This window comes from Flavobacterium sp. P1_E4, from assembly GCF_056405915.1.
Genome location: NZ_JBFUBE010000001.1, coordinates 61,722 through 77,634, shown reverse-complemented (window position 1 = coordinate 77,634; position 15,913 = coordinate 61,722). Strand labels below are relative to the sequence as shown.

Annotated in this window: 22 protein-coding genes; 2 read left to right on the top strand and 20 right to left on the bottom strand. The window is 33.1% G+C overall.

The genetic code is table 11. The annotated features are described in order from the left end of the window. Window positions 1-4: 4 nt before the first annotated feature. From AC1DY0_RS00430 to AC1DY0_RS00365, 14 genes are all read right to left on the bottom strand, one after another. The gene (locus tag AC1DY0_RS00430) at window positions 5-673 is read right to left on the bottom strand and encodes a 3'-5' exonuclease (protein ID WP_477186721.1); all 669 of its coding nucleotides are present in this window, start codon (window positions 671-673) and stop codon (window positions 5-7) included. After that, window positions 673-2,592: a DUF294 nucleotidyltransferase-like domain-containing protein gene (locus AC1DY0_RS00425; RefSeq protein ID WP_477186720.1), complete on the bottom strand. Its 1,920-nt coding sequence runs from the start codon at window positions 2,590-2,592 to the stop codon at window positions 673-675. Before AC1DY0_RS00425 ends, AC1DY0_RS00430 begins: the two co-directional genes overlap by 1 nt. Before the next feature lie 42 nt (window positions 2,593-2,634). Beyond that, on the bottom strand, window positions 2,635-2,865 hold the full coding sequence (gene nrtS / locus AC1DY0_RS00420; RefSeq protein WP_477186719.1) for a nitrate/nitrite transporter NrtS: 231 nt from the start codon (window positions 2,863-2,865) through the stop codon (window positions 2,635-2,637). 1 nt (window position 2,866) lies between these two features. Continuing rightward, window positions 2,867-3,637, bottom strand: a complete 771-nt coding sequence (locus tag AC1DY0_RS00415) for a TerC family protein (RefSeq protein WP_477186718.1) — start codon at window positions 3,635-3,637, stop codon at window positions 2,867-2,869. 45 nt (window positions 3,638-3,682) lie between these two features. After that, complete coding sequence (locus tag AC1DY0_RS00410; protein WP_477186717.1) at window positions 3,683-4,057, bottom strand: DNA topoisomerase IV; 375 nt, start codon at window positions 4,055-4,057, stop codon at window positions 3,683-3,685. Between the two features lie 228 nt (window positions 4,058-4,285). After that, entirely contained in the window at window positions 4,286-4,861 is a 576-nt protein-coding gene (locus AC1DY0_RS00405) for a DUF1572 domain-containing protein (RefSeq protein WP_477186716.1), read from the bottom strand. 2 nt (window positions 4,862-4,863) lie between these two features. Then, a complete protein-coding gene (locus AC1DY0_RS00400; RefSeq protein ID WP_477186715.1) occupies window positions 4,864-5,436 on the bottom strand; it encodes a pentapeptide repeat-containing protein in 573 nt (190 codons plus the stop codon). Beyond that, window positions 5,424-5,738, bottom strand: a complete 315-nt coding sequence (locus AC1DY0_RS00395) for a type II toxin-antitoxin system RelE/ParE family toxin (protein ID WP_477186714.1) — start codon at window positions 5,736-5,738, stop codon at window positions 5,424-5,426. Before AC1DY0_RS00395 ends, AC1DY0_RS00400 begins: the two co-directional genes overlap by 13 nt. Further along, on the bottom strand, window positions 5,723-5,953 hold the full coding sequence (locus AC1DY0_RS00390; protein ID WP_477186713.1) for a hypothetical protein: 231 nt from the start codon (window positions 5,951-5,953) through the stop codon (window positions 5,723-5,725). Before AC1DY0_RS00390 ends, AC1DY0_RS00395 begins: the two co-directional genes overlap by 16 nt. Before the next feature lie 26 nt (window positions 5,954-5,979). After that, on the bottom strand, window positions 5,980-6,198 hold the full coding sequence (locus AC1DY0_RS00385) for a DUF6095 family protein (RefSeq protein ID WP_477186712.1): 219 nt from the start codon (window positions 6,196-6,198) through the stop codon (window positions 5,980-5,982). A 57-nt stretch (window positions 6,199-6,255) separates the two neighbouring features. Then, window positions 6,256-7,071, bottom strand: a complete 816-nt coding sequence (murQ, locus tag AC1DY0_RS00380; protein WP_477186711.1) for an N-acetylmuramic acid 6-phosphate etherase — start codon at window positions 7,069-7,071, stop codon at window positions 6,256-6,258. A gap of 189 nt (window positions 7,072-7,260) precedes the next feature. Further along, the gene (locus AC1DY0_RS00375) at window positions 7,261-7,689 is read right to left on the bottom strand and encodes a hypothetical protein (RefSeq protein ID WP_477186710.1); all 429 of its coding nucleotides are present in this window, start codon (window positions 7,687-7,689) and stop codon (window positions 7,261-7,263) included. A 341-nt stretch (window positions 7,690-8,030) separates the two neighbouring features. Then, window positions 8,031-8,699 carry a ZIP family metal transporter gene (locus AC1DY0_RS00370; RefSeq protein WP_477186709.1) on the bottom strand — a complete coding sequence of 223 codons (669 nt, stop codon included), beginning with the start codon at window positions 8,697-8,699 and terminating at the stop codon, window positions 8,031-8,033. A 151-nt stretch (window positions 8,700-8,850) separates the two neighbouring features. Beyond that, entirely contained in the window at window positions 8,851-9,615 is a 765-nt protein-coding gene (locus AC1DY0_RS00365) for a class I SAM-dependent methyltransferase (RefSeq protein WP_173503978.1), read from the bottom strand. A gap of 122 nt (window positions 9,616-9,737) precedes the next feature. On the opposite strand from AC1DY0_RS00365, the gene AC1DY0_RS00360 reads away from it, so the two are divergent. Continuing rightward, window positions 9,738-10,907, top strand: a complete 1,170-nt coding sequence (locus tag AC1DY0_RS00360) for a THUMP domain-containing class I SAM-dependent RNA methyltransferase (protein WP_477186708.1) — start codon at window positions 9,738-9,740, stop codon at window positions 10,905-10,907. 78 nt (window positions 10,908-10,985) lie between these two features. Here AC1DY0_RS00360 and AC1DY0_RS00355 read toward each other — a convergent pair whose 3' ends face one another. Both AC1DY0_RS00355 and AC1DY0_RS00350 read right to left on the bottom strand, forming a co-directional pair. Next, window positions 10,986-11,306, bottom strand: a complete 321-nt coding sequence (locus tag AC1DY0_RS00355) for a hypothetical protein (RefSeq protein WP_477186707.1) — start codon at window positions 11,304-11,306, stop codon at window positions 10,986-10,988. Window positions 11,307-11,311: 5 nt separating this feature from the next. Next, window positions 11,312-11,749: a hypothetical protein gene (locus tag AC1DY0_RS00350; protein WP_477186706.1), complete on the bottom strand. Its 438-nt coding sequence runs from the start codon at window positions 11,747-11,749 to the stop codon at window positions 11,312-11,314. Window positions 11,750-12,165: 416 nt separating this feature from the next. Here AC1DY0_RS00350 and AC1DY0_RS00345 point away from each other — a divergent pair, with 416 nt between their 5' ends. Continuing rightward, complete coding sequence (locus tag AC1DY0_RS00345) at window positions 12,166-12,402, top strand: hypothetical protein (RefSeq protein WP_477186705.1); 237 nt, start codon at window positions 12,166-12,168, stop codon at window positions 12,400-12,402. An 84-nt stretch (window positions 12,403-12,486) separates the two neighbouring features. Here the strand turns inward: AC1DY0_RS00345 and AC1DY0_RS00340 are convergent, their stop codons facing one another. The 4 genes from AC1DY0_RS00340 to AC1DY0_RS00325 all read right to left on the bottom strand — a co-directional run bounded on the left by AC1DY0_RS00340 (window position 12,487) and on the right by AC1DY0_RS00325 (window position 15,824). Further along, window positions 12,487-13,317: a DUF6048 family protein gene (locus AC1DY0_RS00340; protein WP_477186704.1), complete on the bottom strand. Its 831-nt coding sequence runs from the start codon at window positions 13,315-13,317 to the stop codon at window positions 12,487-12,489. Next, entirely contained in the window at window positions 13,289-13,828 is a 540-nt protein-coding gene (locus tag AC1DY0_RS00335; RefSeq protein WP_477186703.1) for a DUF6452 family protein, read from the bottom strand. The genes AC1DY0_RS00340 and AC1DY0_RS00335 overlap by 29 nt, the downstream gene beginning before the upstream one ends. A gap of 39 nt (window positions 13,829-13,867) precedes the next feature. After that, window positions 13,868-15,280 (bottom strand): 23S rRNA (uracil(1939)-C(5))-methyltransferase RlmD, encoded by a 1,413-nt coding sequence (gene rlmD, locus AC1DY0_RS00330; protein ID WP_477186702.1) that lies wholly within the window; start codon window positions 15,278-15,280, stop codon window positions 13,868-13,870. Between the two features lie 79 nt (window positions 15,281-15,359). Next, window positions 15,360-15,824, bottom strand: a complete 465-nt coding sequence (locus tag AC1DY0_RS00325) for a hypothetical protein (protein WP_477186701.1) — start codon at window positions 15,822-15,824, stop codon at window positions 15,360-15,362. Window positions 15,825-15,913: the final 89 nt, after the last annotated feature.

Here is a 15,913-nt window from a genome sequence, read left to right as displayed (position 1 = left end):
TTTTTTATTTAAACAAATCTCTTAGGGTAAATTCTGTTTTTCCTTTTAGGTCTTTTAATTTTTTTACGATTTTCAGAAAAGCAATTGCTGTTATATAAGCGTCGCCCATTGCAGTGTGGCGATCTTTCTTGGAGATATCAAATTTATCTGCTAGATCATCGAGTGCATATTTTTCCTTTCGTTCCAAAAGATTGGACATTATGAGCGTTTTTTTATAAAGAAACGCAGTATCCAATGTCTTGTTAGTCAAATGCGGAAGGCCATTTCGTTCCAAAGCGCGATTGATCATAGTTACATCAAAGATTGTGTGATGAGCAATGATAATGGAATCTCCCAAAAAAGCCAAAAATTGTTGCAAAGCTTCGAGTTCCGATGGTTTGTCCATTACCCAATCTTTTAAAATTCCATGAATTTGGGCGCTTTTTTTATCATAATGATCTTGGTGAATATAAATTTCAAAACTATCGGGAATTGAAATTACGCCGTTCTGCAAAGTGATAGCCCCAATGCAAAGAATTCGGTCATTGTCATAATCAAAGCCTGTGGTTTCGGTATCTAAAACTACAAAACGAGTACTTTCAACAGTGTTTGAAAGTGTTTCGTCAATCGATTTTTCGGGAATCTTCAAAAAATCAAATATGCTTGCTTTGCTTCTTTTTAAAAAGTTCATCATTACAATATATTAGAAGGATTAAAGCGTATGGAAATAACTTCTTGTATCTCTTTAATGGTTTTAAAGGTGCTCTTAAGTTTTATTTTTTCAAGTTTTGTTAGGTCTCCAAGTGCGATATATTGACCAGAATCGTTATGTAAAAGCCCTTGTTTCGTTCTGAATTTCAAGAGAGCTCTATAGGAATAAGAACAAGCCAAATACAATTCTCTATTTTGTGGTTCCAATTCTGCTAATTTTTCAAAACGTTCAGGCGTATTACTAATTGATTTTACAGCATGTGACAAAATTAATACTCTTGCGGCATCGCTCAAAGGCATTAAAGCTCTTCTTTTTATGTCAAAAAAATCTTTGTTTGCTCCGTCTTGTTCCAATAAAAAATCCCTGAAAAACCCAGTAGGAGATGGACTTTGCAAAGCACCACTCACCAAATGAAGATAAAATACAGGGTTTGCCTTTATATCTTCCAAAATATAGTCGGATAAGTTATTTGCGACTTCGCTGTCACCATAAGAAAGGCTGTAGTCAAAAAAGATAAAAGACAATAATACTTCGTCTTTTCCGGTATTCGTAATCCAATGATGAACCAGTTTTTTCCATTCCCCAAGACTTAAACACCACTTAGGATTGGATGCCATCATTTCGGCTGGACAATAATCATATCCAATTTCAAATAAACCTTTGTTGACATGAGTTGCTAATTCTAGGAAATATTTTTTCGTCTTTTCTTTTAGTTCTTCAGGTACATCCTCATAGACTAAGGCATTGTCTTGGTCGGTTTGTAATAATTGTTCGCTTCGTCCTTGACTTCCCATTGCCAACCATGCAAATTTTACAGGAGGTGGAGTACTCATTTTTTTTAATGAAATGTCTATTACTTGTTGAATGCACACATCATTCAATTCGGTAATGATTTTTGATGTCAGTGTTATCGGAATGTTTTGATCCAAATAGCCTTGTAACAACTGCATAATACTTGCGCGGATCGGTTTAATTTCTTTATATTTTTTTGCTCTTTTTACGGCTTTTATCAATACAGCAGGATTGTTTCCTAGTGAAACCATAACATCGTGTTTGGAAAGAATACCAACAGCTTTCGTGTTTGGTGTACCATCTTTTGTAAGGCATATATGACTGATGTTGCTTTTCATCATTGCCATTTGTGCTTGTGTAGTGGTGAGTTTTTTGGGATAGGTAATAACGGGACTCGTCATTATTAAAGATGCCGAGGTCGTGATAGGATATTCACCAGTTACAATTTTGTTCCTTAAATCCTTATCGGTGATAATACCAATAGGAAGTTTATCTTCGACAACAAGTACAGCTCCGACATTTTTTTTAGTCATAATTTCGGCTATAGCTTTTGCTGTAGTTATAGAGGAACAAGTAACTATTTTTTTTGAATATTTTACGGGATGAATATCCAGTAATTTGGTGTCTGTTTCCAAACTATCACCAGCCAAGGTTTCGCCATACAGCTTTCCTCTATGGCTTTTAGAATATGGATTGTTAGTATTAGAGGCAAAACTTTGTATTAAGAAGTTACCAACAGCTTCATTTTCTAATGCGTATGGTCTAAATATAGAAATAGGAATGGCATAAAGGATACTTTCTTCATACGCTCGGGCTTCCATTTTATAGTTTTCGTTGGCAATAAGAGGTCTCAATCCAAAAATATCTCCTTCATCACACATGTCTAAAATGTCATTTTTTAGACCTTTTCTAAGTGCGACAGCTCCTTTGTGAACCACATAAAATGAGCTATGGGTTTCTTCATTTTCTGCAAAAATAACGCTGTCTTTTTCTTTGTAGATAATGGATATTTGCTCCGAAAGAATTTCAATGTCTTTTTGATTCAAAAAAGTAAAAGGAGGGAAGTTCTTTAGGAAATCGGCAACTCTATGTGAAATGGTATTTTTCATTGGTATTGTTTGAAACTAAAATTATTATATAAAAAAAAACAGCTACTTTGAGGTAACTGTGTTTTTAATGGTTGTTTTTTCGAATGATTTTGATGCTAATGTGGAAGAATATAAGGAAACACAAAACGGAGTAATGTAAGTCAATACTATTCTTAAAGTATTTCTAAATGTAAAATTACCTTCCCAGATTACGTCGTAACTGTTAATAGTGTTCAAAATAGTCCCCACTACAACAGCAATAATCAAAGCATTTTTTATGTTTTTAGAAAGCATATTATTTCTTTTTGGTCATTCTCATATTTAATATTTCTACAAATAACGAGAACGAAATGGCAAAGTACAAATACCCTTTTGGTACTGGAGTCACATGACTGCCAAAAACAAGAGCATTGGCTAAGTGCGCACTTTCAGTCAATAGCATGAATCCTATCAAAATCAAAAAGGACAATCCTAAAATTTGTATCGATGGATGTTTATTAACAAAATTCCCAACAGGAACTGCAAATTGCATCATAATCAAAACTGATATTACCACAGCCGTAATCATAATGACTAAAGCGCCTTCAACACCGTTTGTCATCCCTACAGCTGTTAGAATACTGTCAAATGAGAAAACTAGGTCTATCATTATAATTTGCAGAATGACACTCTGAAAAGATTTTGCGGCAGCTCGTCCCAATTCTTTTTCTTCATGACCTTTCTCATCAACTTTCTCACGAATTTCATTGGTACTTTTATAAATCAAAAATAATCCTCCCAATAATAAAATGATACTTTGTCCTGTAACTCCAGCATGTAACCAACTCCAATCAATCGTAAACCAAGGCTTTTTCATTTTGGTTAAAAAATTAATTCCAAATAAAAGAGCAATTCTCATGAACATGGCCAAAAACATTCCGATTTTTGTTGCTTTTTTGCGGTCTTCCGGAGCTAATTTTCCAGTTGCAATAGAGATGAAAATGATATTGTCTATACCTAAAACAATTTCTAGAAAAGTCAATGTTAATAAGGCAATCCAAGCATCTGGGTTTAAAAATACTTCCATTTTTTATTATGGGTTTAAATTATGGGTTTTTGAAATCTGCAATCTTTATTCTGCAATCTTAATAACCGTTCCTCTTTGTTTAGAATCGACACCAACCATTCCAAATTCAAAGGTATAGGAATTTTTTGAAGTTGTCAAAATTTTCATGTCAATCGCTTTCTCTTCAGCCTTGTTTTTCGGGTGTTTTTTCTGTAAAACATATTCGCAATCATTCACCCAACGAACGGTTGAAGTATCCGTTTTCCCCTCAAAGGTTTCAATTTCAATACTGTCATTGCGCTCAAAAACCGTTGTTTTTTTAACGCCGTCAATCTCGTATTCAAATTTAAATTTTCCAGTTTTAAAGTCGGCACAGTTACGTTCAACATTGTAGCAGGATAGTAGCAGCAGTAAAGGAGAGAGTAGTATTATTTTTTTCATTTCTTCGTATTTATCTTTTTTATTTGGGCCTAATCCAGCTGTCCGTTACAACTCCTCGTCTCGTTGACAAAATTTTTAAGTGTTTGCAAGAGCTTCTTTCAGTCGCTTTGCAAACACAAAAAATTTAAGTCAACGAGACTGTGGGGTTTTCACTTCCATCTGGGGCAAGTATTAGGCATTAACATTGATATTGCTTTTTGTCATTGCAATTGCCATTGAATTTTGTCTTTATTTTAATCTTCTGAATTCTTCTTCCGTAAAATTTTTAATTGTTTTCTCCTGTGCAAATTTATCTGCATTATAACTATTCGATTTGTTTTTAGGAATCGATAAACTTTCCCATTCACTATTTTTAAGTTGTTTGGCATAAAAAACAATTTGGCCAATGTGATATGGATAATGCGCCAATTGTCTGTTGATGGCTTCAATAACAGTATGCCCTTCGTTTCGAATATAAATAATCTCCGAAAGTTGTTCAGGCTGTAAACTGTCCAAAGCTCCTAAAAAACAATCCCAACCTTCATTCCAAAGAGCTAATACTTGATCTTTTGTCTGTAGGTTATTTTCAAATTCACCATCCCGATTCCTAGTTTCCTTTTCACCATCGGTAGTTAGGAAATCTGTCCAGCGCGACAGCATATTCCCCGAAAGGTGTTTTACAATTACGGCAATACTGTTGGTGTCTTCGTTTACAGACACGAAAAGTTGTTCAGGTTCCAATTGATCCATCGCTTTTTCTCCCAACATTTTATAGTAGAGAAATTGCTTTTTTACGCTTTCAAGATAGGAGGTGGTTGCATTCATGATTACTCAATTTTTATGTCATATTTATCTAAAAGCCCAGCGATTCCCTGACTTGAAAACTTTGCTTTTTTCATCGGGTTGAATTCAGGGTCAATTTTATAGTTATAAGCCGTTGTAAAATCTACACCAGCTAAAATAGTGTCGTTAAAAATAGCATTGTCCAAATTACAATTTCCAAAAACTGATTGGGTCAAATTAGTTCCGATAAAAGTAACTTCTTTCATCGTACACGAATTGAATTTGGTTTTGGGCATTTTTTTATTAGCAAAAGAACTATAGTCCAAAATACAATCTTGAAATTGCACATTGAACAAAAAATCCTGACACGATTGAAATTGAATCCCCATTAGTTTGCAGTTCTTGAAGTTTACCGTCTTCAGGCTAGAACCTCCCAGTTGAGTCATCGATAAATTACATTCTATGAATTCACAATCCATAAAACTATTGTTCGAAAAATCGCTATTTGAGAAATCGCAGTTCTTAAAAACACAATCCTCAAATTCACGATTGTTAATCTTCTTACCGATATAGGTTACTTTTTCAAATGTTTTTTGAATGTGTATTAGGTCTTCCATGGGAGTTTTTTTGATTTACGTGCATTATGTCTCACACGGAGGATTTGAATAGAACTATCTATAATTCGATAAGAAATACTATAGTCATAAATGTAATAAACTCTAAAACTCCCGTCATTATTAATTTTTTGAGTGTCAAGTTTGAAAATTTCGGGTTGAGATTTTAGAATTTCGGTGCTTTCAAAGATTATATCAATTACTTTGTCCGCAATATGAATCGATTTACTTTCGAAAAAGATGTAAAAATGAATATCTTCTAGTTGTTCCAATGCATCATTAGACCAGATTATTTTCTTCCCCATTTTTTTGAAATTGCTTTTGCTTCTTCCTCAGTATGGAAATTTCCTTTTTTAATATTTTCTAATGCATTTTCGATATCAATATTGTATTCAGCAACTGTTGTCTCAGAAGGGGTATTGATTGACTGTAAAAGATGTTTCATCTTTTCAATAAAAGTTGGGTCTTTTACTTTGTCAATTTCTTGATGAATCCAATTTATTTCCGCTTGAATATCCATAATTGCAATTTTTGTAAAGATACAAATTAGTCGTTAAATATGCCTTTCATTATTATTTTTAAACCTAAAAACATTAAATACATTGATGCTAGACAAGCAATGATTCCTATGGCCAAAACCAAATAATGCCAATTCGTATGCTGGTTCATAAATGCATTGTAAATAACGGTTGGGCCAATGAACATTAGTGGTAATGCACCAGTTAAATATTTTATTCCCTTAGCTAATAATTCTTTGTTTGCCATTTAGACTAGTTTAATTGTTTAATTATAATTGGTGTGACCTAAATATCTGAAATCTACTTACTTGGCATTATAATAATCAACTGCTTTTCTCACGCTTCCATGAGTTTTTAGCAATTCAGAGCCTTCTTCATAAGTTACAGGAATTTCTCCCATAATCATTTTTACACCACGATCTACAAGTTTGCTATTGCTTAATTGCATATCGACCATTTTGTTTCCTTTCACTTTTCCAAGCTGAATCATGGTGGCCGTGGTAATCATATTCAGAACTAATTTTTGGGCAGTTCCGGCTTTCATTCTTGAACTACCGGTTACAAATTCTGGCCCCACGATAACTTCAATCGGAAATTTTGCCGTTTGCGAAAGCGGACTTCCCGCATTGCAGGAAATACTTCCAGTGCTTATATTTTTAGTATTACAGGCCTGTAAACCTCCAATAACATAAGGAGTTGTTCCAGAAGCTGCAATACCTACAACCACATCATTCTCGTTTACGTCAAAAGCTTTTAAATCTTCCCAGGCTTGGGTAGCGTTGTCTTCGGCGTTTTCTACGGCTTTGCGGATGGCAGTATCTCCACCGGCAATAATACCAACTACCAAATCAAAAGGAACTCCAAAAGTTGGAGGACATTCTGAGGCATCCAAGATTCCCAAACGTCCGGAAGTTCCGGCTCCAATGTAGAATAATCGTCCGCCCAATTTCATTTTGGCAACAATTTCGCTGACTAAAGTCTCTATTTGTGGTAAGGCTTTTTCAACTGCTTGAGGAACAGTTTTGTCTTCGTTATTGATATTGGTAAGTAATTCTTGAACCGACATTTTTTCTAAATGTTCGTATTTGGAAGATTGTTCAGTGGTCTTTGTGAAGTTCATTGTTCTGTTTTAAAATTGACAACTTATATACTTGGTAAAGTTAGGGAATTTTAAAACTTACTATTCTGTGTAAAACGAAAAAATAGGAATAAAATAATCATTTATGTCCATTTAATTCTAAGCCTGTCATTGCTTACAATTGAAAAAGGGTTTAACTTTAATTTAAAAGTTAAACCCTCATTTTTATTTTTAAACGCTTTTTAGAAAAGTGTCTTCTTCTGCTTCTTTTTCTTTTTCGTTTTCCTCTTCCTCATTTGATATGATAAGAGTGTGATGTAAACGTTCTGCCATCTTTTCTATACTATTCGTAATCGAATCGCAAACTAATTCCATTCTGCGATGTTTCTCTTCTTTGACAGCCCTTAAAACATTTTCAACAAAAACTTTGTCGTATTTCTCGGCAACAGAATCACGTGTATTGGTCATTCTGATAACAGAATCATTACTGAATATTGTTACTCTAAAATGTTGTTCTTCGTTACTTAAATAATACTTTCCACCTAATTCATCACAATTGATATCGGTTGCACTTATTTTCAGTAACTCAGTAATTATACCAAAAATATGATTTTCAATTTTGGTATATTCTTTAGGCCTTCTTCTAAAAAAATTAAACATGTAAACAGATGTTTATTAAGGTCTTTAAGTAATTTTTTCTCATTGTTTCTTCTGTAAATTTATTAATAATTTGGCGTCAATCTCATAAAGACAGAAAACTTCTCAAGAATGTATTTTTGGCAAATTAATGGTAATATTTTTAATAATGCAAATTATTTGAATTATATAGAAGTTAATTTAAGTGATTGAGTCTAAATGGTTGATTATTCATAAAATATATCCATCAGAATAATATTGTACTAAACCGGAATTTAACTAATAAAGGTAGTCTAATCGCTTTTTTATAGATGCAAACAATGAAAAACAATTGGAAAAAGTTTTTTGGTGAGATTGTATTTTTTCTATATTAAATATGCCAGTAAAATACCAATAACAATCATGGACACTTTGGCTATATTGAATTTGTGTCCTTCGCTGCTTTCAAAAATAATAGTCGATGAAATATGAAATAGGATTCCTATTACGACAGCTGTAATCTCAGAATAATATTCGTTTAATTGTGGTATAAAGTCTGAAACAATGGTTCCCAGCGGTGTCATGATTGCAAAAGTTACCATAAATAAAAAGATGGCGTTTCTATTTAGACTGGAACTAACGAAAAAGGAAGTCAAGATAATAGCAATTGGTAAATGATGAATCGCTATTCCTATCGCTAAATCATTATGGTGACTTACAGGAAATCCTTCTAAAAATGCATGAATACAGAGACTGATGAATAATAACCAAGGGATTTGGTACATTTTGGTATGACCATGTACGTGACCGTGCTCAGCTCCTTTGGAGAAAAACTCCAATATGATTTGAAATAAAATACCCAACATTATAAAAAGTCCAATGTTATGGTTTTTACTTTCATACACTTCTGGCAATAGGTGCATTACGGTAAGCGAAAGCAAGAACGAACCACTAAACGCCAGTAATAGTTTAAGGTTGGTTTTGTTTTTTGGCTTTAGAAATAAAGCTATGAAATAACCAAGAAGTACAGACAGTAATGGTAATAGGTAATTCATGTTTTTTGTTTAACCGTTTATTTGTTTAATTGTTTAATCGTTAATTTGTTTTATTTTAATCGTTTTAATCGCAAGATATAATATACCAATTAAGCAGTTTAGCATCCTAACGATTCAACAATTAAACGATTCGATGAATAAACAAAATTAACTATTTAAAAATCATAATTAATCTTTCGCTTTCTGTTTTGTGGAATTTTTTTAGCTTATAATCCCCGAAAATATCCAATAAAAAGATACCTGCTTCTTCCATCATTTCTTCAAAATCTTTTAATGTAAGGGCTTTTACTTTTTCAGTAAAATGATACTTGTGACCTTGGTCTTCAAAATCAATTTCTTTGAAAATATGCCCGTCTTTTAGGTAGCGTTTGATTTGGAAATCGATTCCATCAACATGTTTTACTTCTTCTGGAACCAAATTGTTGAGCACATTGGTGACATTCATAAAATCAATCACTGCAAAACCATATTCAGATAAACTTTCTTTTATAGCTTTTAGGGTAGTAAGGTTGTCCTCATCGTTTTCGAAATAACCAAAACTGGTGAACAGATTGAAAATAGCATCAAATTTATCTTCAAATACTTCCCGCATATCATGAACCTGAAAATGCAAGGTTTCATTGCTGTTTTTTTGTGCTTCCAATATACTGTTTTCAGATAAATCGGCACCGATAACGTTGAATCCTAATTGGTTTAAATAGATGGCATGACGACCTTTACCGCAAGCTAAGTCAAGCACTTTGGCTTTCTCGGGAAGATTGAGGTAATGCGTTAGATTGTCCATAAACAATTGCGCTTCTCTATAATTTCTTTCTTTGTAAAGTATATGATAATAAGGACTGTCGAACCAAGAGGCAAACCAATTTTCTGGATTAGAATTGGTAATTTGTGTTTTGTTATTTGTAGAATCGGACATTTATTCTTTTTCAATTAATTTAAGTCCCGCAAATTTAGTGTATTTTTGCAGAAAATATACTATTTCAAACCGTTTAGGATGTTTGGAATACGTAATTTTAATATTGGAATTTATAAAGACAGATGGAGAATTTTAAGATGATTGCCAAAACCTTTTTTGGTTTTGAAGAAATATTAGCAAAAGAGCTAACAATGTTGGGCGCACAGGATGTGGAGCAAGGGGTGAGAATGGTGAGCTTTAAGGGTGATAAAGGTTTTATGTACAAAGCGAATTTGTCTTTGCGTACAGCTTTGAAGATCTTAAAGCCAATTTATTTTTTTAAAGCGAGAGATGAACAATCGTTATATAAAGGAATACGCGGGACGAATTGGTCTAAATACATAAATGCAAACCAAACTTTTGTAATTGATGCAACTGTGCATTCTGAGTATTTTAACCATTCTGAGTTCGTGTCTCAAAAATGTAAAGATGCTATTGTGGATCAGTTTCGTGAAAGAACGGGTCAACGCCCAAGTATTGATAAAGCTTTTCCTGATTTAAGAATAAATATACATATTGATAAAGACCAAGTTTCGGTTGCATTAGATACCTCTGGGAATTCATTGCATCAACGTGGTTACAGAACGGCGACAAACATTGCTCCTATAAATGAAGTTTTGGCAGCTGGTATTTTGTTGCTTTCGGGTTGGGACGGACAAACTGATTTCTTGGATCCAATGTGTGGTTCTGGAACATTTTTGGCTGAAGCAGCGATGATTGCTTGTAATATTCCTGCAAATATCAATCGTAAAGAATTTGCTTTTGAAAAATGGAACGATTGGGACAATGATTTGTTTGATAGCATTCAAGATAGTTTATTGAAACGTGTTCGTGAATTTCATTACACCATAAAAGGGTATGATAAAGCACCGTCTGCAGTTCAAAAAGCCAAAGACAACATCAAAAATGCCAATCTGGATGAATATATAAAGATTGAAGAAAAGAACTTCTTTGATACGGAAAAAACTTCTGAAGGGAAATTGCATATTGTGTTCAATCCGCCTTATGATGAGCGATTGGATATTCACATGGAAGAATTCTATAAAAATATTGGTGATACCTTGAAGAAGAATTATCCAGGAACGAATGCATGGTTTATTACTGCAAACCTTGAGGCATTGAAATATGTAGGATTGAAACCTTCTCGTAAAATTAAACTTTTTAATGCGAGTTTAGAGGCTCGTTTGGTGAAATACGAAATGTATGAAGGAAGTAAGAGAACAAAGTTTCAGACTGTTCCTGATGCTGAATAATTAGTATTGAATAAAAATATAATCCCGATAATTGCTATTTAAATTTAGTAATTATCGGGATTTTTTTATGAGTTGTTTCTAGATTATTATTGCTGTAGTTATAACGTTTTCAAGAACTTTAAAAGCGGCATTGGCTGCATTCTGTGCCATTACTTTGTTGACTATCGCTATAGAATGTAATTCTGAGGTTAATATTTCTTTTTCATCGGCTAGCCTTTTTTCAAAAAAATCATCATCAATGGCTCCAATTAATCTCATGTTTGTAAGCAGTTCTAATCGATCTTTTTTGCTTTGAATAAAATTATTGGCTGATTTTTTCACGACATTCCAGTCGTCTTTAATGGTGCCTTTCATTGCGTTAAGCATATCTGCCAAAATTTCGTTGATGTCAAAGTTCATGATAGTTAGTTTTTAATATTTTTTAATGCTTTTTCTGCGGTTAATAAAGGTTGCCAAAAGCCATTGGTATAGGCTATGTATAGATTTATCTCGCCATCATTGAGTGTTTTTTTATCTTTGTGCTCCTTTTTGTACTGCATGAAATTATTTTTTAAAAGTTGGCCCATTTTAAGGAAATCTTCTTTTTTTTCACGGGCTTGATATTGAAATAATATTGAATTGATGTTGCTTTCGACTTCTAAATATTCTTTGGAAACACTGGCGTATGTTCTCTTGTCTTCGGGTTGTTCTAATAATTCTATATACAGTTTTTCATTTTGTTTTTGGGTTTCAATAATTTGGTTTTCTATTGCTTCACTATAATCCGGAACCAATTTTACAGAAACACAACTACTCAGCGAAATAAGTAGACAAGAGATAAAGACTATAATTTTTGTTTTCATACGTAGATTTTTGTTTTTCGATCAGATGTAGTTGCTTCACTTGTTTACTATCACTTGAGTCATATAATTTCATTGGTGTTTAGGCCAATTTAGAATAGCATTAATTTCTTGATTTATATATTTTATCGAATGTAGCTTGTTTACTGTTTTAGATTACGAGTGACGATTAAGTAATTTGTTCATTAATTTGAATTTTATGGAATAATGTAAAATAACTATTTAGTAAAATATATAAAATAACAGTAAAAATAGCACATAAAATATTTATAAATTATGTTTAGACCAATTTTTCATAAACTTTAATGGTTTGATGTCTATTCTAAAGATTTATTTGTGAGACGAAATAAATAGTGGTTATTTCTAAGAATTATCTAGATTTTCAATTAATTTTGAAAAAAATAATTAAACACAATAAAATGACAAAATTACAAGTAAGAGCATTTCTATATAATCTAGGTTGCTTTGCAATATTGTTTATATCATTTCGTTATTTGGTAGAACAGTATACTAATCTTTCTGGGTTTTGGATTCCGATGACAGCTTTTGTAGCAGGAACACTTTTGTCTCCAAAATTCCAAGCAGCGAAAACTAAAGACGGTGAAAAATTATTCATGTCTTGGTTGTTTGTAAAAGGGATTAAAGAAATAGGATAATCGCCTTAGATTAAAAACAAAAGGAGTAAAATTGAATCTATATATTCAGTTTTACTCCTTTTTTTATTAAATTAAATTTAAAGCTTATTTCTTCTTAGGTGCTGTTTTTACAGGCACAACTTTCTTTTTGTAAATAGGGATAAAATAGGAAACGGTATAGTTAAAACCTGCACCAAAATTACCATCATAAGTTCTGTTGAATCCTGGGATATAAAGGTTTTCAAAGTTTCCAGGCTCAGAATTTGTTACCAATACTTTTAATTGTAAACTAAAGCCAACATAAATATTGTTGAATACTTTTACGTTTACTCCAGCAGCGACTTCAGCCCAACTAGCTGTTAATCCATCGTATTTTTTTCCCGAATCAATCAACTCAGATTGTCCAAAATAAGGGTGTGGGTTATAGATGAGGTAATTGTTTAATTGTTCATTAAAAGTACTAAAACCATAACGTACACCTAGTGTGATAAGGTTTTCCATATCTAACCAATTAGTGTAGGCATTGTAATCAAAACCTACTTTAAGATAAGTACCTTTGGTTGTAGTGCTCAATAATGGATCTTCGACAGTGACTTCTTCACTACCTATTTCGCCATACAAATAATATTTTTTGGTCAATCGATAATCTGCTGTAAATGCAATCCCATTGTAATTAGAATCATAAATAGACCTTGCAATTTTGTTTATATCGGCACCAACAATTAAACCATAACGGTCTGTTTTGGGTTTCAGGGTGTCTGTTGTTACGGCATTTAGATCTTTTTCTGGATTCTTTTTTGTTGGTTTAACATTTTTAGTTTCCGTTATTTTTACATCTTGCTCTGTAGTTGTGGTAGTCGTTTTTTCTTGTGCCTGTACAAATAACAGTGACAACAAAAAGCAAATACTAAAAGAATATTTTAATAATTGTTTCATTTTCGGATGTTATGTTATTTTGTGCGACTATTACATATTGAATCCACATTTCGTCAGCAGGTGTTGCATCAGATAACGTGAAAGGGTTTGATGGGACCAAATTAAAAATGGTTTTAAAACCACAGGCTCTAGATACATAAATACTTTCCCTGGTATATTTAAATTCTAAATTGTCAGTATTCACCAAGAGAGGATTTTTGTTCCCGTAATTTAAAATAAATTGATATTTTACAATATCGGCATCTGTATTCAATGGGAGCAATATATTGTTTCCACTAGTTTTATACTTATCGTCATCAACTCCATTTGGATTCAAAACAACTCCTTCTGTCATTCCTTCGCCAATCACTTTCAAATTCGTCACGTTTTTTAAAACAGAAGGATTCGAAATGTCGTAAAACTGAATAAGCATTCTTGGGGTCGTAGGCGTAGTTGGGTCGCAAATATCATCTGGTTCGCAACTGGAAGAAGCGAAACCAAGAATCATTAAAAACGCAATTATTTTTTTCATATTTTTTCTTCTTCCCCTTTAGGGGTTAGGGGTTGAGGCTTATCGTCTTTCCAAAAGTACAACATTTTCAACATGATGCGTTTGTGGAAACATATCCACTGGACGAACTCTTGTTACTTTGTATTTTTCGTCCATTAAAGCCAAATCTCTAGCTTGTGTAGCAGAGTTACAACTTACATAAACCACTTTTTCAGGAGCAATTTTCATGATTTGTTCAATTACATCTTTGTGCATACCATCTCTTGGGGGGTCTGTGATAATAACTTCGGGATGACCGTGCTGAGCGATGAAAGCATCATTAAAAACAACTTTCATGTCTCCCACAAAGAACTCACAATTAGTGATTTCATTGCGTACAGCATTAGCTTTTGCATCTTTAATAGCATCTGGAACACTTTCTACACCAATAACTTTTTTAGCTTTTTTGGATACAAATTGCGCAATAGTTCCAGTTCCGGTATATAAATCATAAACGATTTCATTGCCAGTAAGTCCTGCAAAATCGCGGGTTATTTTATATAATTCGTAAGCTTGATCCGAGTTGGTTTGATAAAAAGATTTAGCATTAATACTAAATTTTAATCCTTCCATTTCTTCAAGGATGTAATCTCTTCCTTTGTATAATTTTATGTCGGTATCGTATAAAGTGTCGTTCGCTTTATTATTAACCACATATTGTAAGGAAGTAATCTGAGGGAATTTTTCGTAAAGATGATCAAGGATCAATTCTCGGTTGGTTTTGTCATTTTCAAAAAACTGAATCAAAACCATGATTTCTCCAGTGGAAGCCGTTCTCAGCATCAAAGTTCTTAGCAAACCTTCATGGGCTCTAGGATTAAAGAAAGTCAAACCATGCTCATTAGCAAAGGCGCGTACTTCATTACGAATTGCATTCGAAGGATCTTCCTGCAAATGACATTTGTTGATGTCCAGGATTTTGTCCCACATTTTTGGAATATGGAAACCAAGCGCATTTCGGTTACCCAAATCTTCTTCGCTTCCAATTTCTTCTTCGGTCAACCAACGGCTGTTCGAAAACGAAAATTCCATTTTATTTCTATAGAAAAACTTTTTTTCAGAACCTAAAATCGGTTCGAATTCAGGAAGTTCAATTTTGCCAATGCGTTGCAAATGATTTTTTACTTCATTTTGTTTGAAGAACAACTGTTGGTTGTAGTTCATATTTTGCCATTTGCAGCCACCACAAACACCGAAGTGTTCGCAAATTGGGTCTACACGATGCTCCGATAATTCATGAAAATGAATCGCTTTTCCTTCATAGTAAGCCTTACGCTTCTTGAAAGTTTGCACATCAACGACATCCCCAGGAACAACATTTGGGATAAAAACTACTTTTCCATCGGGAGCTTTTGCCACCGAAACGCCTTTTGCACCAGCATCAAGGACTTTTATTTGATGAAAGACAACTTTGTCTGTATTTTTCTTTGCCATAGCGCAAAAATAAGGCTTTGGATTTATTTTTGGATTTTAATTCTATTTTTTTTTAATAAATACTCAATCAAGGTAGCATTTACTCAAATTCATCCTTCCAGTCTTTAGTCGATATTGCAGAAGCTTTATTTTCTGAGTTCATCGTTACTCGCATTTCCTTGTTTGCTTTTGCATACTCAAAAAGTGCCTTAAATCGGAATACATTTGTATTATCGGTCTTGTTTGGAATCATTTCCACAAATTCAAGATCTTTGAAAAGACCATATTTTAGGCTGTATTTCACACAGATTTGTTTGATGTTCTCGGGTGTAGATTTGGCAATAACCTTATCAGTGGCTTCACTTTGCGTAAAAGGCTTGAATTTAATGTCGTTACAGGTCATTAAAACCCTTTTTCCTAACTCGTAAGCTTTGTTTTTTTGAGATCCATCGACTGTGTTCATTTCCGTCGGTTCAACACTTTTACCCATTTTTTTTCCATTTACGTTTTTAGTTTTGCAGCCAATAAACGATAATAGACAGCATATTATAATTACTTTTTTCATAATAATATAAGTTTCAATAAGAACGTAAGTTAGCGAAATAAAGTGTAATTCATTTATTATTAAGGCCTAATCCCGCTTTCCACTTCAAA